The following is a 19,187-nucleotide window of genomic DNA, read 5'->3' as shown; positions in this document are numbered from 1 at the left end:
CCTCGGTCGGTGCGAATTCGGCGGCGGAGAATGCTTTGTGGAATCGTTATTCCGGTGCGACTGATCCGTTACGAAAAACTGCTACAGAAAAACGCGGGCAAGTTGGGTCACGGCTTTATCCGCCGCGGTGGGTTGCCGACGCAGTAACCGACGATGTCGTCGACGATGTCGCGATAAAAGATGCCCATGCAGTTCTCGGTCACATAGCCCAGGTGCGGGGTCAGCACGGTATTGCCCAGCAGGGTCAGTGGGTGACCGGCCGGGAGGGGCTCCTGGTCGTAGACGTCGAGCCCGGCCCCGCGGATGCGGCGTGCGCGCAGCGCATCGATCAGCTCGGCCTCATCGATGAGCCCACCGCGAGAGGTGTTGACCAGGATCGCGCTGGATTTCATCGCACCCAGCTCCTCGCGGCCCACCAGTCCGCGGGTTGCCGCCGACAGCACCAGGTGAATCGAGACGACGTCGGCGGTCTCGAACAGGGCCCGTCGTTCGAGCAGCTCCGCCGGAGCCTTTGCGGCGCGCTCGGGGGTCAGGTTGGGGCTCCAGGCAGTCACCCGCATCCCGTAGGCGTGGCCCAACGCGGCCACCCGCTGGCCGATCCGGCCCAGCCCCACCAGGCCAAGTGTCGCGCCGGCCAGATCCGAGCCGACAGTGTGCTGCCATCTACCGCTGCGCAGTGCGGCGTCCTCGGCGATCAGATGGCGTTGCAGGGCATGGATCAACGCCCAGGTCAGCTCGACCGTCGGCGTGATGGCGCCGCCAGTTCCACACACGGTGATTCCGAGGTGGTGGGCGGCGGCCACGTCGATGGCCGCGTTGAAGGGTCCGGTGGTGACCAGCAGCTTCAGCGCCGGCAGCCGGGCCAACAGCTCGGCGCCGATAGGGGTGCGTTCTCGCATCGCCACCACCACCTCGCAGCCGGACAGGCGCGCGACGAGCTCGTCGCCGGGGTCGAGGTGCTCGCGAAGCGCCAGCAGCTCGACCGGCCGGGGAATGGGTGACCAGTCCACCGACTCGGCGATGCCCTGATAGTCGTCGAGCACGGCGACCCGCAGGGGCGGTGCCATCAGAACGCGTCCGGGTCGCGCTGGACTGCTTCGGGAACCGGGTGGCGATACAGGCGAGAAGCGTTCTCCCACGTCAACTTCCGGATCACCTCGGCGGGCAGGTCGCCGATCTCTTCGTGGATCACCCGCTGGGTCTCGGGCCACGTCGAATCGCAGTGCGGATAGTCGGCCTCCAGCATGATGTGGTCGGTACCGATGCGTTCGTGCTGGCAGAACGATGACTGGTCTTCGACCGCGCAGAACCAGAAGTTGCGTTGCAAGACCTCGGCCGGGGTGAGCGTCTCGCCGAGGTCCTGCCACGTTCCGTACATGTCGTGATAGCTCGACATGTGATCAAGCCGGTCCAGCAGGCCTGCCACCCAACCGATCCCGCCTTCGGACAGGCAGATCTTCAACTCGGGGTATCGGCTGGGCAACCCCGAATACAGCCAGTCGACCGCGGCTGAGATGGCGTAGGAGAAGAACAGGACGCCGGCGACATCGGGCGGAGCGTCATCGGTGGTCGACGGGGAGGTGCCCGACGAGCCGATGTGCAGGTTGACCACCGTTCCGGTCTCTGCGCAGGCTGCGATCATCGGATCCCAATGCCCGGAGTGGATCGACGGTAGGCCCAGCAGAGCTGGACTCTCACTGAAAGTGACGGCGCGAAAGCCCCGTTCGGCATTCTCGTGGATCATCGCCGCGCCCAGGTCCGGATCCAGCAGCCAGGGCAGCTGGCAGCCGATGATGCGGTCGGGGTAGGAGCCGGCCCAGACCTCATGGTGCCAGTCGTTCCATGCCCGCACCGAGGCCAGCGCCAGTTCACGGTCGGCCGTCGTGAGCTGCAGTCGCTGGCCGGCGAACCCGGGCAGAAAGGACGGGAAGTTCAATGACGCGTAGACCCCGTTGAGGTCCATGTCGTGGATTCGGGCGTGGATGTCCCAGGCGCCGCGGCGCATCTCGTCGAATCGGGCCGGTTCGAAGCCGTACTCCGACACCGGCCGGCCCACCACGGCATTGAATCCGACGTTGGGCAGCGACTGGCCGTCATACATCCACGTTTGGCCGCCGGACTCGGTCTCGATCACCCTGGGTGCCCGGTCGGCGAACTTGCGCGGCACTCGGCCCAAGAAGGTGTCTGGGGGTTCGACGATGTGGTCATCCACCGAGATCACGGTGTAGCGCCGCGGCGCGCGCGGGGGTTCGGGCAGGAAGGTCACGGTGCGCTCGGCGCCGGACTTCGCGGTGGTGAAGCCCAGGTCCGTGCTGAGTTCGTCGATCGATTTCACCCAGGAACCTCAATGTCGGTCAGTCAAGCACGTGCGGGTCGGCCTTGATGGTCATGCGGGTCGCGCCGGCCCAGTAGACATCGGCGGCACGTTCGATCAGTGACGCCTGCATGCCGACCATGTCAGAGCGCCTCATGGGTTCAGGGGTCCGGCCGGTCAACATGACGTGGTAGGCGAGCTTGCACACCCGCTCGATGGTCGCCGACCGGTACACCGCCTCGGCCAGCGTGCGCCCGGTGACGATCACCCCGTGCGACGCCAGGATCGCCACGTGAGCGCCGCCGATGTGCCCCACCAATTCCCTTGCCCGCGAAGCGGTATCGACCTCGCCCTCGTACATGTCGACCAAGCACAGATCATCGAGAAACAGTGAGCCGGTCTGATGGACCAACTCCGGCAGCATCTGCAGCGACGCCAGCAGGCTCACGTAGTAGGGGTGGTTGTGCACCACCACCCGTGCCTCGGGGCGGGCGCGGTGCAGCTCGGTATGGATGTGAATCGCCGGGGTCACATCCCAGCGGCCGGCCACCACCCGGGCGTCCTGGTCGACGGTGCAGATGTCCGAAGCGGTCAGCTCTGCCCACCACAGGCCCCAGGGATTGACCAGCATCTCGCTCTGGCCGTCGGGCTGCCAGGTGATGTGGCCGGCCATGTTCTCGGCAAACCCGATGTCGGCGAGGTGGCGAAACGCGACGGCCAGAGCCTGGGCATCGCTCAGTTCGACGCCGATAGGCGGGACCACCGACGGAGACCAGACCGCCGCGCCGCCGGCACGGTCGCACTGGACGCCGACCGACTCCGTCATGAACAAATCATATGGAAATAAGACTTCTCGTCAACGACGGATCGCGACGGCGCTACACCTCGTCGCCGCCGGAGCCGTGCAATCCCCGGGGCCGGACCATGGCGGGGTTCACGATCCCCGAGCGGCCGGGGTAGTGCTGGGCGTGCAGCAGGTGCGCCGCGGCAAGGTCGCGGGCCCGCTGGGCGTCACCGACGTCGATGGCGTCGATCACCTGACGGTGGTCCTCCAAGACGGCGCGGCGCTCCGGAATCGGCACCGTGGAATGGTCGGTGACCTGACTGGACCAGCTTTGCTCGTGAGCCGACCACAGGGCCTCGAGCGCGCCGGCCATGACCAGCATGGTGGTGTTGCCACACTGGGTGACCAGCGCCTCATGGTAGCGGCGGCTGGCGGAGGTGACCTTCTGCAGATCATCGACTGCGGCCACCGATTCCTCGTGCAGGCGGCGCAGAATCGGCACCACGGTGCTCTTGCGGTCCGGTCGCTGCGCGCAGAGGGCGGCACACGCCGGCTCGACCTGCAACAGTGCGGTGCCCACGTCGGCGAGGCTGACCCGGTGGGAGCCCAGGACCAGGCCCATGGTGTAGGCAACATTTGCTGGAGTGGGGCGATGGATCACCGCTCCGCCCAGTTTTCCGCGGCGCACGGTGAGCAGTCCCTCGGCTTCGAGTATCCGCATGGCTTCCCGTAATGACGGCTTGCTGATCGCGAACTCGACCAGTAGCTCGTCCTCCTTGGGCAGGACGTGATCATCGGGGAGCTCGCCGGCGAGAATGCGCCGGCGAAGCTCGTCGGCGACCTGTTCGGCGAGCCGGCGAAAGCGGACGGTGGGTGCTGCCACGCGTCGAGTCTGCCAGACCGAAGGGTCGCCGAACCCGTTGAGCGAATCAGCCACTTCCAGATGATTCGTGGCATACGATCGCCCTGCGAGAAGGGGACCATGGGGTGCAGCACTGGACCGTCGGCGACATCGACATCCATGCCGTCCTGCAGGCGGTCATCCCGATCCCGCCTGGTCGGCTGTTCGCCGGGGCGCCGCAGTGTTGTGCCGATGATGCGCTGCCGGACTACTGCGACGAATCAGGCAACATCCTGATGGCGATCCAGTCCTATCTGATCGAGTCCGGTCCGGTCCGCGTGCTGGTCGACACCTGCTTCGCCGAGAGCTTTCTGCGGTCCCGGAACATGCCGGATCGCTTCGACGAATCCTTGGCCGCCACCGGATTCGGCGCCCAGGACATCAGCGTGGTGGTGTGCACGCATCTGCATCGTGACCACGTCGGTCGCAACACCGCCGAGCGTGGGGGCGCCTGGGTGCCGACGTTCCCCCGTGCTGAGTACCTGGTCACCGCGGCCGAGCACGCGCATTGGTCAGAATCCACGGGGGAGGACCGAGCGGCACCGGAATGCGTTGAGCCGTTGGCGCAGCAGGGCAGGCTCCGCCTCGTCGCACCGGATCATCACATCACCGAAAACATTGGGCTGGTCCCCACCGCCGGTCATACGCCGGGCCACGTCTCGGTGCGCATCGAATCCGCGGGCGCCATCGCCTACATCAGCGGCGACGTCGTGCACCATCCGGTTCAGATCGGCGCGCCCGAGATCAGTGCACTGCCCGACGCCGACCTGCATGCCGCCCGCGCCAGTCGGCGTGCACTGCTGCGCCGGGTCGCCGACGAGCGGGCGCTGCTGCTCGGATCGCACTTCGCCGCCCCGTCGGGCGGTTACGTCAACAGCGCCGGTGCTGGTCTGGCGTGGCAACCACTGGTAGAGCGAGAGGGAGCACGATGACCGAGACACAGCACCTGCTGCCGGAGGGATTCGACTTCACCGATCCCGCACTGATCGGCGAGCGGATCCCGCATGAGGAGTTCGCACTGCTGCGCAAGACCGAGCCGATCTGGTGGAATGCTCAGCCCTTCGGTGTCTCCGGATATCCCGATGAGGGCTACTGGGTGGTGACGAGGCACGCCGATGTGCGGGCGGTGTCGCTGCAGGACGACGTGTTCTCCTCCCACGAGAACACCTCGCTGATCCGCACCAACACGACCGAGAACCAAGAGCTGCACGACGCCAGCCGCGACAACATCATGCTGTTTCTCGACGGGCCCAAACACGCCAAACTGCGGCGGATAGTGTCACGGGGATTCACGCCGCGAGTGGTTGCCGGAATGCGGGATTCGCTCGACCGGCAAGCGCGAGAGATCGTCACCAACGCCGCCGCGCACAACAGCGGTGACTTCGTGACCGAGGTGGCATCGCAACTGCCGTTGGCGACCATCTGTGAGCTGATCGGCGTCCCCGCCGACGAGCGTCAACAGGTCTTCGACTGGAGCAATCGCCTGGTGGGCGGCGGCAACGGCGAGGAGGAGGCCGGCGTCGACGGCACGCTGGCCGCGGCCGAACTACTCGGCTACGCCTATCAGATGGCCGAGGATCGCAAGGCTCACCCGCGTGACGACATCGCGACCGCCCTGGTGACCGCGACGATCGACGGTGAAGAGCTCACCGCAATGGAATTCGGCTACTACGTGATGATGCTGATGGTGGCCGGCAACGAGACCACCCGCAACGCCACCTCGCAGGGAATGCTGGCGTTCTTCGACCATCCCGACCAATGGCGGCTGTACGTGGCTGAGCGTCCCACGACCATGGCCGAGGAGGTGGTGCGCTGGGCCACCCCGATCATCTCCTTCCAGCGCACCGCGTTACGTGACGTTGAGCTGGGCGGTGTGCAGATCCGCAAGGGCCAACGAGTAGGAATGTTCTACGGATCGGCCAACTACGACGACGAGGTTTTTGAGGACCCGTTCACGTTCAACATCCTGCGAAGCCCCAATCCCCACTTGGGTTTCGGGGCACCGGGAGCGCACTATTGCATCGGAGCGAACCTCGCCCGTATGCAGATCAACCTGATCTTCGGAGCGCTGGCCGACATCATTCCCGACATCCACCAGCTCGACCGCGCATCGCGTTCGGTGCTGCCCTGGATCAACGGGATCGATGCCATGCAGGTGGAGTTCGGCAGCGCCGCGACGCCGTAACCGGCGTCGCGGCGGCTCACCGTCAAGCTCCTCGTCACTCGTTGATGATCACCGGGTCACCGATGTTGACCCGGTCGAAGTACCACTCCGCGTCCGTGGGGCTCAGCCCGATGCACCCGTGGCTGACGTTCTCCATACCCAGCGAGTGCAGTGCCCACGGTGCGGAGTGCACGTAGAGCCCGCGCCGGGTGATCCGGACCGCTTGCTCGACCTCGAACCGGTAGCCGTCGGGGGAGTCGATCGGGATGCCGACGCTGCTGGAGTCCATCAGCACCTTGCGATCCTTGCCCAGCACGGTGTAGTTGCCGGTCGGAGTCTCGTACTCGGCCTTGCCCATGGTTGCGGGCATGACGCCGTCTTCGCCCCAGTGCGGGCGGTGGTGCGGCGTGGGCAGCGGTCCGGCTTCCTCACCGTCGACGGTCACGGTGAAGGTGTGCGACGAGATGCTGGCCACACCAACCACCTTGGGGCCGGTGCTGAAGTCGACCGACAACTTGCCGACCGACAGTGCCACGGTGCTGTGCGCCGGCCAGTAGTGGTCGGGAACCCACTGCACTTCGGTGTCGTCGACCCAGTCAAAGGTGCCGGTCATCGGCGGGGTGGACCGAACCGCGATTGCGCGCTCGGCGGCGCTGCGGTCCAACACCGGGGAGGAGAACGTCACCACCACCGGATGCGCCACTCCCACCACGGCACCCGATGCCGGCTGAATCGAGGCGATGCCGGCGCCCGGCGGTTGGCTGGCCGCCGCCGAACTCGTTCCGGGCGGCGTCACGAGCGTTGTGACCGCGACCCCGATCACCACCATTGCAGAACGCACCGAACTCCACATCGTCGGCATACCTTCCCGATCTTCTCACTTGGGTTATTGCCGTTGATGGTAGGGAGATTCGCGCCCGGAACCGTCTCGCACATGCCCACGAGACGGTCAAGGCTTCATTAAGGTTTGGACACGGGCCGCGGCCCACTCGTCAGCAGCAGCGTGCCCCGGGGTCGGCGCCGTGGCGGCGTCGCCAATACTCGCGTTCGGAGAGCACCGGCTCGCCGGGGTGGGCGCGGCGGCGGTACTGCAGATAGCGGCGGTAGTGGTTGTCGCCCATCAGGGACGACCAATACCAGCCCACGTGACCAAGAGCCCGGGCTAGCGCGGCGACAGCGCGTCCCATTGCGCCTGCACCTTTCGTTCGGCCGGCGTGGGAATCAACCCGGTAGGGGCAAAGCGCCGCGATGGCACCGGCGGTGACTCGGAGGTGGGCGCTGCGCCGCGTATTGCGCGCAGCGACACAAGAATTCCGGCGATGACGACCACCGCCACCAGGGCGGCGAACACGATCGACAGCGTGCCCTGAATGAAGGTGTTGCGCACGACATCATGCAGCGCAGCGGCGTTGCTGGCCGACCCGAAGGACGTCTCTCCGGCGCGTTCGGCGGCCCGGTAGGCGAAGTGTTGGGTCCAGTATCCCACCCGCGGATCGCCGGAGAAGATCTTCTGCCATGACGCCGTCATGGTGACCGTCAGATCCCACAGCAGGGGAATGCCGGGAATCAACGCCCATTTCAGGCCGGCGCCGTCGCGCCCGCGCTTGATCACGATCACGGTCACCACGGTCAGCGCTATCGCCGCCAGCAGCTGATTGGCGATGCCGAACAGCGGGAAGAGGGTATTGATCCCGCCGAGTGGATCGGTGACCCCCATCAGCAGGATCGATCCCCAGCCGGCCACCACGGCCATGCTGGCTGCCCACGCCCCGATTCGCCAGCTCGGATCGGACAGCCGCCGCAGCGGTCCGCCCAGGTTGCTCAACGCATCCGAGAGCATGAACCGCGCCACCCGGGTGCCGGCGTCAACGGTGGTCAGGATGAACAGGGCCTCGAACATGATCGCGAAGTGGTACCAGAAGGCCTTGAGGCCCGGGCCGCCGAACACCTGTCCGAGCACGTCGGCCATCCCCAGCGCCAGAGTCGGCGCCCCCCCGGTACGCGAGACGATCGACTGCTCGCCGACAGCGGCGGCCGCCTCGGCGATCTGCTCACCGGTCACCGGCGACCCGCTCAGGCCGAGTCCGTTGACGTAGGCGGCGGCGCTGGCGGCGGTGCCGCCCGTTGCGGCGACCGGAGCATTGAGCGTGAAGTACAGGTGCTGGTCCAGAATCGCCGCGGTGATCAGGGCCATCACCGCCACAAACGATTCGGTGAGCATGCCGCCGTAGCCGATCAGCCGCATCTGGCTTTCTTTTTCGAGCAGTTTCGGGGTGGTACCCGAGGCGATCAGCGAATGGAATCCAGACAGCGCGCCACACGCGATGGTGATGAACAGGAACGGGAACAGTGACCCGGCGAAGACCGGCCCCTCGCCGGTACGGGCGAACTCCGAGACGGCCGGAGCCGACATCAGCGGCCGCGCGATCAGGATGCCGACGGCCAACAAGGCGATGGTGCCGACCTTCATAAACGTCGACAGGTAGTCACGCGGCGCCAGCAACAGCCACACCGGCAACACCGACGCCGCAAATCCGTAGCCGATGATGCACCAGGACAACGTCACCGGGGACAGGGTGAACCACGCAGCTCCCCACGATGTTTCGGCGACCCACTTGCCGGATGCGACAGCGCCCAGCAATGCGACGACCCCGATCAGCGACACCTCGGACACGCGGCCGGGCCGCAGGAACCGCAGATACACACCCATGAACACCGCGATCGGGATGGTCATCGCGATCGAGAACACGCCCCAGGGACTGACCGCCAAGGCCCGCACCACGATCAGCGCCAGCACCGCGATCAGGATCACCATGATCACCAGCACCCCGATGATCGCTGCTGCGCCGCCTACCGCACCGAGCTCCTCGCGTGCCATCTGTCCCAGCGAGCGGCCGCGCCGCCGCACCGAGCACCACAGCACCAGATAGTCCTGCACGCAGCCGGCGACCACCGCGCCGATCACGATCCAGATGATGCCTGGCAGATAACCCATCTGCATGGCCAGCACCGGTCCGACCAATGGTCCGGCCCCGGCGATGGCCGCGAAGTGGTGGCCGAAGAGCACCCGCCGGTCCGTCGGCAGATAGTCGGTGCCGTCCTCGAAGATCTCCGCGGGAGTGGCGTGCTCGTCGCGCGGGCATACGATCTTGCGTTCAATAAGCCTTGCGTAGAAACGGAATCCGATCAAATACGTGCAGAATGCGGCGACCACGAACCACACCGCGTTGACCGCCTCGCCGCGGGCGAAGGCGATCGATGCCCAGGCCACCGCGCCCGCGACGCCCAACGCGCCGAAAACCAGTTTGTGGCGCGCCGAGATGGGCGAGCGGTCGATCACCGCGACCGCGGGTAGTTCGGGATCGGTATGCAGGTATGTCAGCGGCCCGTCGTGTCGCTCGACTACCTGCGGCGCCGTCGGTGCGGCCACGGTTGCCTCCTTGGGACCTTCAGTGATGCCCGAGGGGCAGCGGTTTCCGAGCGGAACGATAACTTGTCCTAGATTCTCAACTAGGACAATTCGGTCAACGGGCGTCAGGGGCGGGCATGGACATCAACGGCAAGAAAGTCGTCATTGTCGGCGGCGCCTCGGGGATGGGCCGCGCCAGCGCGGAGCTGCTGGCCGCCCGCGGAGCCGACGTCGCCGTGCTTGATCGCCAGGGCTCGGAGGGCCAGCAGGTCGCGGACGGCCTAAAGGGCGGGGCCGGTGCCTTCTTTCCGGTGGACATCACCGATTTCGGCGCGACCGAGAAGACCCTGGCCGCCGCGGTCGCCGAGCTGGGCGGCCTGCACGTCATCGTCACCACCGCCGGCGGTGGCATCGCCAAACGCACCCTTTCCAAGTCCGGCCCACATGATCTGGAGTCGTTCCGCGCGGTGGTCGACCTGAACCTGGTCGCGACCTTCAACATCAACCGTCTCGCGGCGGCACACATGAGCCGCAACGAGCCCGAGGATGACGAGCGGGGCGTGATCATCAATACCTCCTCGATCGCCGCTTTCGAAGGCCAGATCGGTCAGGTCGCTTACACCGCTGCCAAGGCGGGCATCGCCGGGATGGCGCTGACCATGGCCCGCGACCTGGGTTCGGTGGGTATCCGGGTGCTGGCGATCGCGCCCAGCCTGTTCGCCACCGGCCTGACCAAGGGCATTCCCGAGGAGTTCGCCAACGCTCTGACAAAAGACGCGGCATTTCCCAAACGCCTCGGCCGGCCCGAAGAATTCGCCAAACTGGTTGTCGCGGTCGTGGACAACCCGATGCTCAACGGGCAGTGCCTGCGGCTCGACGCCGGGCAGCGGTTCGCACCCAAGTAAACGAAAGTCAGGAGATCCCCCCATGGGCATCGCAGTAACCGACGACCATCGCGAACTGGCCGAGGTGGCCCGCGGATTCTTGACCGCGCAGAAGGCCCGCGCCGCAGCGCGTGCGCTGCTGGATGCCGCCGACGAGGCGCGGCCACCGTTCTGGAGTGAACTGGCCGCACTGGGCTGGCTGGGTCTGCATATCGGCGAGGAGTTCGGTGGCTCGGGCTTCGGGTTGCCGGAGTTGGTGGTCGTCGTCGAGGAACTGGGGCGGGCGGTGGCTCCCGGCCCCTTCGTGCCGACCGCCATCGCCTCGGCGGTGATCGCCGCGGCCGGCACGTCTGAGCAGCAGAGCCGTCTGCTCCCGGGACTGATCGACGGTTCCGTCACCGCAGGGATCGGGCTGGGCAGCGATGTGGTCCTCGACGGTGGCGTGGCCTCCGGTGACGCGGGGGTGGTGCTGGGCGCGGGCCTGGCCGACGTGCTGCTGGTGGCCGCGGGCGAGGACGTGTTGGTACTCGAGCGAGACCGGGCCGGGATCAGTATTGACGTCCCGGGCAACCTGGACCCCACCCGCCGGTCCGGACGGGTGACCTTGACCGGTGTCGGCGTCAGCGCCGACGACGTGCTGGCAGGGGCACGCGAGTCGGCACTGGCACGAGCCCGGCTGCTGCTGGCCGCCGAAGCTGTCGGCGGTGCCGCCGACTGCACCGATTCGGCCGTCGATTACGCCAAGGTGCGCGAACAGTTTGGCCGGACGATCGCGACGTTCCAGGCCATTAAGCACCACTGCGCCAACATGCTGGTCGGGGCCGAGTCGGCAACCGCTGCGGTGTGGGACGCCGCGCGTGCCGACGGCGAGGACGAGTACGCCTTCCGGCTGGCCGCAGCGGTTGCCGCCACGCTGGCTTTCCCGGCCTACGTGCGCAATGCCGAACTCAACATCCAGGTGCACGGGGGCATCGGCTACACGTGGGAACACGATGCCCACCTGCAGCTGCGCCGTGCCCTGACCGTCAAGGCGTTGTTCGGCGGTGACGCGCCGGCGCTGGCGGTCTTCGAGAGTGCCGCGGCCGGAATCACCCGGGCCAACAGTTTGGACCTGCCGCCCGAGGCCGAGGAGTTGCGCACCCGGATCCAAGCCGACGCGCGCGAGATCGCCGCGTTGAGCGGCGAGGACCAATTGGACCGGCTCATCAGCACCGGCTACGTGATGCCGCACTGGCCCAAGCCGTGGGGCCGGGCCGCCGACGCGGTGGAGCAATTGGTGATCGAGCAGGAGTTCACCGCCGCGGGAGTTCAGCGGCCCGACTACTCGATCACCGGCTGGGTGATCCTGACCCTGATCCAGCAGGGCACCGATTGGCAGATCCAGCGCTTCGTGGAAAAGGCGCTGCGTCAGGAGGAGATCTGGTGCCAGCTGTTCTCCGAGCCCGACGCCGGCTCGGACGCCGCCGCGGTCAAGACCAAGGCGACTCGGGTGGAGGGCGGCTGGAAGATCAACGGCCAGAAGGTGTGGACCTCCGGTGCGCACCTGTGCCGGCGCGGCCTGGCAACGGTCCGGACCGACTTCGACGTCCCCAAGCATGCCGGGATCACCATGGTGATCATCGACATGCAGGCGCCCGGCGTGCAGGTGCGGCCGCTGCGTCAGATCACCGGTGGATCCGAGTTCAATGAGGTGTTCTTCAACGATGTCTTTGTGCCCGACGAGGACGTCGTCGGCGAGGTCAACGAGGGCTGGAAGGTGGCCCGCGCCACCCTGGGCAACGAACGGGTCAGCATTGGCGGTGGCGGTTCCTACACCGCCGGAGTGGACCAGAAGCTGATCGCCTTGGCGCAGCAGCATCGGAATTCGGTGGCTGATGCCGCGGTGCGGGTCGGGCGATTCGTCGCAGACGAGCACGCGTTGCGGCTGCTGAATCTGCGCCGCGTGGCGCGCAGCATCGCCGGAGCGGGTCCGGGCCCGGAGGGCAACGTCACCAAGCTCAAGCTCGCCGAGCACATGGGTGACGGAGCGGCCATCGGGGCGGACCTGCTGGGTGCCGACGTCGCCCTGGATGACGGACCGGGCGCGATGGCCGGGCGGATGGTGATGGGGGCGCGCGGTATCGCGATCGCCGGCGGCACCTCGGAGGTGACGCGTAACCAGATCGCCGAGCGGATTCTGGGGATGCCCCGCGACCCGCTGATCAAGTAGCGTTCCCCCTGACGCGAGGGTGCGTGTTTGCGCAGCGACACACCCCGGATGAACCGGCAATCTGCGCACACTCGGCTCGCGGTGAGGAGGACGCGATATGGCCACCGTCGCCGACCACGTCATTGCCACCCTCCAACGCAGCGGGGTACGCCGGGTCTTCGGACTACCTGGGGACAGCCTCAACGGATTCACCGATGCCATTCGCCGGGCCGATGACTTCACGTGGGAGCAGGTCCGGCACGAGGAGACCGCCGCTTTCGCGGCTGCCGCTGAGGCAGCGCTGCTGGGTGGCCTGGCGGTGTGTGCGGGCAGCTGCGGGCCCGGCAATCTGCACCTGATCAACGGCCTGTTCGACGCGCAGCGCAGCAGGGTTCCCGTGTTGGCGATCGCCGCCCACATTCCGCTGGCGGAGGTCGGATCCGACTACTTCCAGGAAACCCACCCGCAGAACCTGTTTCGGGAATGCAGCGTCTACTGCGAATTGGTCAGCACGCCCGAGCAGGCGCCGCGCATCCTGGAGTTGGCGATGCGTGCCGCGGTCGAGGAGAACGGCGTCGCTGTGATCGTGGTGCCCGGAGAGATCTTCAGCCACCGACTGGACGAGACGGCCTGGGGGGCCCGTCCGGTGCTGCGCACCGGGGCGGTGTGCCATCCCGACGAGTCGGCACTGCGGGCGGCCGCGGCCATGCTCAACGCTGCCGCCAACGTCACGATCCTGGCCGGCGCGGGAGTCTCCGGTGCCCATGACCAGGTGGTCGAACTGGCGCGCACCTTGGCGGCGCCCATCGTGCACGCGCTGCGCGGCAAGGAATACATCGAGTACGACAACCCTTTTGACGTCGGCATGACCGGACTGCTCGGCTTCGCCTCCGGCTACAAGGCGATCAGGGAAGCCGATGTGCTGCTGATGCTCGGTACCGACTTCCCCTATCAGCAGTTCTATCCCGACCGTGCGCTGATCATCCAAGTCGACATCCGGGGGCGAAACCTGGGCCGACGCACCCCGATTGATCTCGGGCTGCTTGGCACGGTGGCCGACACCGTGGCTGAGCTGCAGCCGATGCTGGCAACCAAAAGCGACCGCACCCACCTGGAAAGGTCGCTCAAGCACTACCGAAAGAGCCGCAAGCGACTGGACGCGCTGGCGTCCAATGATCGCGATCGCACGCCTATCCGTCCGGAATACGTTGCCGCGGTAGCTGATCGATTGGCCGCACGCGATGCGGTGTTCACCGTCGATGTCGGTTCTCCGGTGGTGTGGGCGGCGCGCTATGTGACCATGAACGGCCATCGGCGGCTGATCGGCTCGTTCAACCACGGCACCATGGCCTGCGCGCTGCCGCATGCCATTGGCGCACAGTCCGCCGACCGGGGGAGGCAGGTGATCGCGCTGGCCGGTGACGGTGGGCTGGCGATGCTGTTCGGGGAGTTGCTCACCCTGACGCAGAACCGCCTGCCGGTGAAGGTCATCGTGTTCAACAATTCATCGCTGAACTTCGTCGAATTGGAGATGAAGGCGGCCGGAATCGTCAACTTCGGAACCGAGCTGGACAATCCCGACTTCGGCGCCGTGGCACGGGCACTGGGCATGTTCGGACGTCGCGTGGAACAGCCGGGCGATCTGGAAGGGGCACTGGCCGAGGCGTTCGCCTACGACGGCCCGGCCCTCGTCGATGTGGTCACCGCCCGCCAGGAACTGTCGATCCCACCGGCGATCACCGCCGAACAGGCCAAAGGATTCTCGCTCTATGCGATCCGCACCATCCTGGCCGGTCGCGGCGATGAACTGCTCGACCTGGTGTCGACCAATGTTGCGCGCCGCATCTTGAATTGATCTCGATACCGCCGCCGGTTGATAAATGCCTTGCGACCCTACTGGCACGCCACTAGCCTCGAAGACATCATGCGTTATCTCGATGTAGTAGCCAGCACCCACAGCGGGATCTGATCCAGACCGACCCCCGCTGTGGGTCGGAAGCTATTACCCGTCGGTCGCTCGACTTGAGCAGAAAAGACCGCACCATGACAACAAAGACATCGTTCGCAGAACAATTCGAGAATCGTCTCCCGCGCGAACTGCGCGGCCCGGCTGCCCGTCTCACACGAGAAGGATTCGTGGCCACCTACGGGCGCTGCGCCGGGCCGCTGAGGCTGGGCCGGTGGCGCTGCCTGGACGCCGACCAGCCCGCGGCGCGGCTGGGGCTGCAAGGGCGGACCTACCAGGCCACGATCGCCATCGGTGACCGGGCCGGCACCTGCACTGCGGCGGCGCACGGCCCGTTGGCGGCGCTCACCGAGATGCTGTACGCGCAAGGAATCACGCTGGAAATTCTCGGATTCCACCAGCTCGACTGCGGCACCGAGACGGCGACGTTCATTCACGGCTCCAATGGCCGTGAGACAGCCTGGGCGGTGGGATTTGCCCCCGATGCCGCAAGCTCCGCCGTGGACGCGGTCGTCACCTGCGTCAACCGGCTTCTGACGGCGGGTTCAGCGCCTCCTGCTGGATGAGCGAGCGGCTGCGGCCGAAACTAGAGCCGGCGCAAGACGATCGGCATCCCGTCTGCCGGAACGGGCATGCCGCCGTAATCCCAGCGTGTCTGGTAGCCGGGACGCGGCAGTTCCAACCGGTACCGCTGCAGCAGCCGGTGCAAGATCGCCTTCACTTCCAGACGGCCGAACGTCATCCCGATGCACTTGTGGGCGCCCCCGCCGAACGGATTGAACGCGTAGCGGTGCCGCTTGTGCTCGTTGCGTGGTTCGGTGAACCGCTCCGGGTCGAATTTCATGGGGTCCGTCCACAATTCGGGTAGACGGTGGTTCAACCCGGGGTAGGCGATCACATTGGTGCCCGCAGGGATGTAGTGGCCCAGCAGCTCGGTGTCGCGGACGGTCTGGCGCATCGCCCACTGCACCGGTGTCACGAGGCGGATCGACTCGTCCATCACCAGATCGAGTGATTCCAGCTTCTCCAGAGCTTCGATGTCGAGTGGCCCATCGCCGAGGCGTTCCGACTCGTCACGACAGCGTTGCTGCCAATCCGGGTTGCCCGCGAGGTTGTAGACCATGGAGGTGGCCGTGGACGTGGACGTGTCGTGGGCGGCCATCATCAGGAAGATCATGTGGTTGACGATGTCGGCGTCGGAGAAGCCGTTGCCGTCCTCGTCCTCGGCGTGGCACAGCGCGGTGAGCAGGTCGTTGCCCTCACTGGCGCGGTGCTCCCTGACTCGGGCGGTGAAGTAGTTCTCCAGGAGTTCACGCGCCTTGAGTCCGCGCCACCAGGTGAAGGGCGGCACGCTCGTGCGGATCAGCGCGTTGCCGGCCCGCGTCGTCGTCGTGAACGCCTTATTGACCTTGGTGACCAGCTCGTGGTCGGTGCCGGGTTCGTGCCCCATGAAAACCAGCGCGGCGATGTCGAGGGTGAGCTCCTTCATCGCGGGGTACAGCAGGAATCGGGGGTCGTCGGTGACCCAGTCGTTGGCGATCACCTGGGACGCGACCAAGTCGATCTGCTCGACGTAGCCGACCAGGCGGGGCCGCACGAACGCTTCCTGCATGATCCTGCGGTGGAACATGTGTTCCTCGAAGTCCAGCAGCATCAGCCCGCGATTGAAGAACGGCCCGATCACCGGGACCCACCCCTGTTGGGAGTAGTCCTTATTGCGGTTGGAGTAGATGATCTGCGTCGCATCGGGCCCCAGCGCTGCGACGGCGGGCAAGACGGGCGAATCGCCGAACACCAAGGGGCCTTGCGTCTGATACAGGTGCAACAGGAAGTCGGGCCCGCCGCGCATCATCTCGACCATGTGACCCAAGATGGGCAACCCGGAGTCCCCCAGGACCGGTTTGAGACCACTGCCCGGGGGAGGCTCGGCGAGCCTTTTCTGCGGGAACTCCCGGTTCAACAAGCGCTTCTCCAGCGCCCCCAAACCCGGGAAGTTGTTGAACGACGGGGTGAGCCGGCGCTTGGCCTGGTCGATCAGGTACTGCGGCGTGTTGATCGTCGTCACAGACGCTCCTTCGCGGCGCCCGACGGGCTGTGGCGCCCGTCACTTGATCGTCCATCCTGGGATCAAACTTGACGACTGTCAAGGATGGGTCCGGGCGGGCGTGGCGCACGGCTCCACCACCGCGCGAGCAGACGCGGAATCGCACGCCGAAGCGGCAGTCGGTGCGATTCCGCGTCTGCTCGGGGTACTTGCCCCTTGCGGAGGGCTCAGCGAGCGAACATCAGAGCCGGCGCAGGGTGATCGGCATACCGTCCATCGGGATGGGCATGCCGCCGTAGTCCCAGCGCGGCTGGTAGCCGGGGTGTGCCAACTCGATCCGGTACTGGCGCAGCAACCGGTGCAGCACCGTCTTGATCTCGAGGCGGCCGAACACCATCCCGATGCACTTGTGCGCGCCGCCACCGAACGGGGCCCAGGCGTAGCGGTGCTTCTTGTGCTCTGAGCGCGGCTCGAGGAACCGCTCCGGGTCGAACTGGCGAGGATTGGTGTACAGCTCAGGCAGCCAGTGGTTCATTCCCGGCCACGTGACGATGTTGGTGCCGGCGGGCACGAAATGGCCCAGCAGGTCGGTGTCGCGCACCGCCTGCCGCATGTTGAACGGCAGCGGGGTCACCAGCCGCAGGGACTCGTCCATGATCAGGTCGAGGGTCTCCAGCTTCTCCAGGGACTCGATGTCCAAGGGGCTGTCGCCGAGTCGTTGCGACTCGTCGCGCGCGCGTTCCTGCCAATCCTGGTGCGCGGCCAGGTGATAGATCATCGTGGTCACCGTCGACGTGGTGGTGTCGTGAGCGGCCATCATCAGGAAGATCATGTGGTTGACAATGTCGGCGTCGGAGAAGGAGTTGCCGTCCTCGTCGGCGGTGTGACAGAGCACGGTGAGCATGTCGGTGCCCTCCACCTTGCGGCGCTCCTTGACCCGCTCGGTGAAGTAGTCCTCGAGCAGCTTGCGGCCCTGCAGACCCTGCCACCACTTGAACGGGGGCACACCGGTGCGAATGATGGCGCCGCCGGCGCGGGTGGTCTGCTCGAACGCGCGATTGACCTTGGTGACCAGCTGGTGGTCGCTGCCCGGCTCGTGGCCCATGAACACCACCGAGGCGACGTCGAGGGTCAGCTCCTTCATCGCCGGGTACACCAGGAAGCGGCCGTCGTCGGTGGGCCAGTCGGCCACGATCGCCGTGGCCACCCGGTCGATGTCCTCGACGTAGCTGGCCAGCCGGGGGCGGGTGAAGGCGGACTGCATGATGCGCCGGTGCGCCATGTGCTCATCGAATTCCAGCATCATCAGGCCGCGGTTGAAGAACGGCCCGATCACCGGGAGCCAGCCCTTCTGCGAGAAGTCCTTGTTCTTGTTGACGAAGATCGTCTGGGTGGCCTCGGGGCCCAGCGCGACGATCGACGGCAGGATCGGGGAGTCGGCGAAGGTGATCGGTCCCCGGGTGTTGTACAGGTGCAGCGGGAAATCGGGGCCCAGGCGGAACATCTCGACGATGTGGCCCAGCAGCGGCAGGCCGGAGTCGCCCATGATGGGCTTGAGGTCGCTGCCCGCGGGCGGTTCGGCAAGAGTGTGCTGCGGCCAGTCGACGTTCATCAGCCGCTTTTCGATCAAACCCATGCCCGGGATGGTGTTCATGGTGGGAGTGAACCGACGTTTGGCCTGGTCCAGCAGGTAACGCGGGGTACTGATGGTGGTCACGAACGCTCCTTAGCGGCCCGGACAGGTTGTGGTAACCGTCACTTGGCCACTAATACTTGGGTCAAGTTTGACGCCTGTCAAGTTTGAATCCGGCTCGGCGTGGTGCAAGGTGCAAAGGTGAATACCGAAGACGGTGCAGCCGGGCGGTCTCCCGACGATCTGCCCATGCGGCGCGGCGACAAGCAACGCCAGGCGATCGTGCAGGCGGTGCGGGAGCTGCTGGAGGAAAAACCCTTCGCCGAACTGTCGGTCAGCACCATCAGCGACCGGGCAGGGGTGGCACGCTCGGGCTTCTACTTCTACTTCGACTCCAAATACGCCGTGCTGGCGCACATCCTGGCGGAGGCGACCCACGAGCTCGAGGAGCTGACGCATTACTTCGCCCCGCGGGGTGCCGCCGAGTCGCCGGCGGAGTTTGCGCAGCGCATGGTGGGCAGCGCGGCCGCGGTCTACGCGCACAACGACCCGGTGATGTCGGCCTGCAACCTGGCGCGCAACAGCGATGCCGAGATCCGCGAGCTGCTCGACGCCCAGATCGACGCGGTGATCGAGCAGATTGTCGCGGTGATCAAAGAGGAGATCGCCGCAGGCACCGCGCACCCGATCAACGACGACCTCCCGGCGTTGGTGCGGACCCTCGGCGCCACCACCGCCTACATGCTGTCCGGCGACAGTGCCTTCGTGGGGCCCGACGGCGACGTCGGCCGCGGTGTGCCGGTGCTCGAGTCGCTGTGGCGCAATGCGTTGTGGGGCGGACGAAGGGGCTAGCTGTTGTGACCACGGACGTTAGGTACGGCGTGGCGTGGTGACATGAAG

General features: G+C 66.5%; 16 protein-coding genes. 7 read left to right on the top strand and 9 right to left on the bottom strand.

Annotated features, from left to right (window positions below; translation table 11 throughout):
* Positions 1 to 107: 107 nt before the first annotated feature.
* From BST15_RS00080 to BST15_RS00065, 4 genes are read right to left on the bottom strand one after another with little or no spacing between them, the layout of a single operon-like run.
* A complete protein-coding gene (locus BST15_RS00080) occupies positions 108 to 1,067 on the bottom strand; it encodes a D-2-hydroxyacid dehydrogenase family protein (protein ID WP_198528318.1) in 960 nt (319 codons plus the stop codon).
* Positions 1,067 to 2,335 carry an amidohydrolase family protein gene (locus tag BST15_RS00075; RefSeq protein ID WP_046189955.1) on the bottom strand — a complete coding sequence of 423 codons (1,269 nt, stop codon included), beginning with the start codon at positions 2,333 to 2,335 and terminating at the stop codon, positions 1,067 to 1,069. Before BST15_RS00075 ends, BST15_RS00080 begins: the two co-directional genes overlap by 1 nt.
* 19 nt (positions 2,336 to 2,354) lie before the next feature.
* Positions 2,355 to 3,140 (bottom strand): class II aldolase/adducin family protein, encoded by a 786-nt coding sequence (locus tag BST15_RS00070; protein WP_046189956.1) that lies wholly within the window; start codon positions 3,138 to 3,140, stop codon positions 2,355 to 2,357.
* 52 nt (positions 3,141 to 3,192) lie between these two features.
* The gene (locus tag BST15_RS00065; protein ID WP_046189970.1) at positions 3,193 to 3,981 is read right to left on the bottom strand and encodes a FadR/GntR family transcriptional regulator; all 789 of its coding nucleotides are present in this window, start codon (positions 3,979 to 3,981) and stop codon (positions 3,193 to 3,195) included.
* Between the two features lie 104 nt (positions 3,982 to 4,085).
* Here BST15_RS00065 and BST15_RS00060 point away from each other — a divergent pair, with 104 nt between their 5' ends.
* Complete coding sequence (locus BST15_RS00060; protein WP_046189957.1) at positions 4,086 to 4,931, top strand: MBL fold metallo-hydrolase; 846 nt, start codon at positions 4,086 to 4,088, stop codon at positions 4,929 to 4,931.
* On the top strand, positions 4,928 to 6,184 hold the full coding sequence (locus BST15_RS00055; protein WP_046189958.1) for a cytochrome P450: 1,257 nt from the start codon (positions 4,928 to 4,930) through the stop codon (positions 6,182 to 6,184). The genes BST15_RS00060 and BST15_RS00055 overlap by 4 nt, the downstream gene beginning before the upstream one ends.
* A 34-nt stretch (positions 6,185 to 6,218) precedes the next feature.
* Here the strand turns inward: BST15_RS00055 and BST15_RS00050 are convergent, their stop codons facing one another.
* From BST15_RS00050 to BST15_RS00040, 3 genes are all read right to left on the bottom strand, one after another.
* Positions 6,219 to 7,016, bottom strand: coding sequence for a L,D-transpeptidase (locus BST15_RS00050; RefSeq protein WP_046189971.1), 798 nt, complete (start codon positions 7,014 to 7,016; stop codon positions 6,219 to 6,221).
* Between the two features lie 139 nt (positions 7,017 to 7,155).
* The gene (locus BST15_RS00045) at positions 7,156 to 7,350 is read right to left on the bottom strand and encodes a YbdD/YjiX family protein (RefSeq protein WP_083070752.1); all 195 of its coding nucleotides are present in this window, start codon (positions 7,348 to 7,350) and stop codon (positions 7,156 to 7,158) included.
* On the bottom strand, positions 7,326 to 9,593 hold the full coding sequence (locus BST15_RS00040) for a carbon starvation CstA family protein (RefSeq protein WP_046189959.1): 2,268 nt from the start codon (positions 9,591 to 9,593) through the stop codon (positions 7,326 to 7,328). The genes BST15_RS00045 and BST15_RS00040 overlap by 25 nt, the downstream gene beginning before the upstream one ends.
* 116 nt (positions 9,594 to 9,709) lie before the next feature.
* Here BST15_RS00040 and BST15_RS00035 point away from each other — a divergent pair, with 116 nt between their 5' ends.
* The 4 genes from BST15_RS00035 (at position 9,710) to BST15_RS00020 (ending at position 15,176) form a co-directional block, all read left to right on the top strand.
* Entirely contained in the window at positions 9,710 to 10,477 is a 768-nt protein-coding gene (locus BST15_RS00035) for an SDR family NAD(P)-dependent oxidoreductase (RefSeq protein ID WP_046189960.1), read from the top strand.
* A 22-nt stretch (positions 10,478 to 10,499) separates the two neighbouring features.
* A complete protein-coding gene (locus BST15_RS00030) occupies positions 10,500 to 12,665 on the top strand; it encodes an acyl-CoA dehydrogenase family protein (protein ID WP_046189961.1) in 2,166 nt (721 codons plus the stop codon).
* 97 nt (positions 12,666 to 12,762) lie between these two features.
* The gene (gene poxB / locus BST15_RS00025) at positions 12,763 to 14,499 is read left to right on the top strand and encodes a ubiquinone-dependent pyruvate dehydrogenase (RefSeq protein WP_046189962.1); all 1,737 of its coding nucleotides are present in this window, start codon (positions 12,763 to 12,765) and stop codon (positions 14,497 to 14,499) included.
* Positions 14,500 to 14,780: 281 nt separating this feature from the next.
* Entirely contained in the window at positions 14,781 to 15,176 is a 396-nt protein-coding gene (locus BST15_RS00020; RefSeq protein WP_234708335.1) for a 2-isopropylmalate synthase, read from the top strand.
* A 20-nt stretch (positions 15,177 to 15,196) separates the two neighbouring features.
* Here the strand turns inward: BST15_RS00020 and BST15_RS00015 are convergent, their stop codons facing one another.
* A complete protein-coding gene (locus BST15_RS00015) occupies positions 15,197 to 16,675 on the bottom strand; it encodes a cytochrome P450 (protein WP_046189964.1) in 1,479 nt (492 codons plus the stop codon).
* A 220-nt stretch (positions 16,676 to 16,895) separates the two neighbouring features.
* Entirely contained in the window at positions 16,896 to 18,371 is a 1,476-nt protein-coding gene (locus tag BST15_RS00010) for a cytochrome P450 (protein WP_046189965.1), read from the bottom strand.
* A gap of 165 nt (positions 18,372 to 18,536) precedes the next feature.
* On the opposite strand from BST15_RS00010, the gene BST15_RS00005 reads away from it, so the two are divergent.
* Positions 18,537 to 19,139, top strand: coding sequence for a TetR/AcrR family transcriptional regulator (locus BST15_RS00005; protein ID WP_046189972.1), 603 nt, complete (start codon positions 18,537 to 18,539; stop codon positions 19,137 to 19,139).
* Positions 19,140 to 19,187 lie beyond the last annotated feature (48 nt).

The sequence above is a fragment of the Mycolicibacter arupensis genome (assembly GCF_002086515.1).
Classification (GTDB): Bacteria; Actinomycetota; Actinomycetes; order Mycobacteriales; family Mycobacteriaceae; genus Mycobacterium; species Mycobacterium arupense.
The sequence above is the reverse complement of the archived record's forward strand: the minus strand, read 5'-3'. Positions and strand labels throughout refer to the sequence as shown.

Coding starts and splice junctions, on each gene's coding strand:
- BST15_RS00055 (WP_046189958.1), top strand. CDS start 4,928: ATGACCGAGACACAGCACCTGCTGCCGGAGGGATTCGACTTCACCGAT.
- BST15_RS00050 (WP_046189971.1), bottom strand. CDS start 7,016: ATGTGGAGTTCGGTGCGTTCTGCAATGGTGGTGATCGGGGTCGCGGTC.
- BST15_RS00030 (WP_046189961.1), top strand. CDS start 10,500: ATGGGCATCGCAGTAACCGACGACCATCGCGAACTGGCCGAGGTGGCC.
- BST15_RS00005 (WP_046189972.1), top strand. CDS start 18,537: ATGCGGCGCGGCGACAAGCAACGCCAGGCGATCGTGCAGGCGGTGCGG.
- BST15_RS00080 (WP_198528318.1), bottom strand. CDS start 1,067: ATGGCACCGCCCCTGCGGGTCGCCGTGCTCGACGACTATCAGGGCATC.
- BST15_RS00045 (WP_083070752.1), bottom strand. CDS start 7,350: ATGGGACGCGCTGTCGCCGCGCTAGCCCGGGCTCTTGGTCACGTGGGC.
- BST15_RS00035 (WP_046189960.1), top strand. CDS start 9,710: ATGGACATCAACGGCAAGAAAGTCGTCATTGTCGGCGGCGCCTCGGGG.
- BST15_RS00070 (WP_046189956.1), bottom strand. CDS start 3,140: ATGACGGAGTCGGTCGGCGTCCAGTGCGACCGTGCCGGCGGCGCGGCG.
- poxB (WP_046189962.1), top strand. CDS start 12,763: ATGGCCACCGTCGCCGACCACGTCATTGCCACCCTCCAACGCAGCGGG.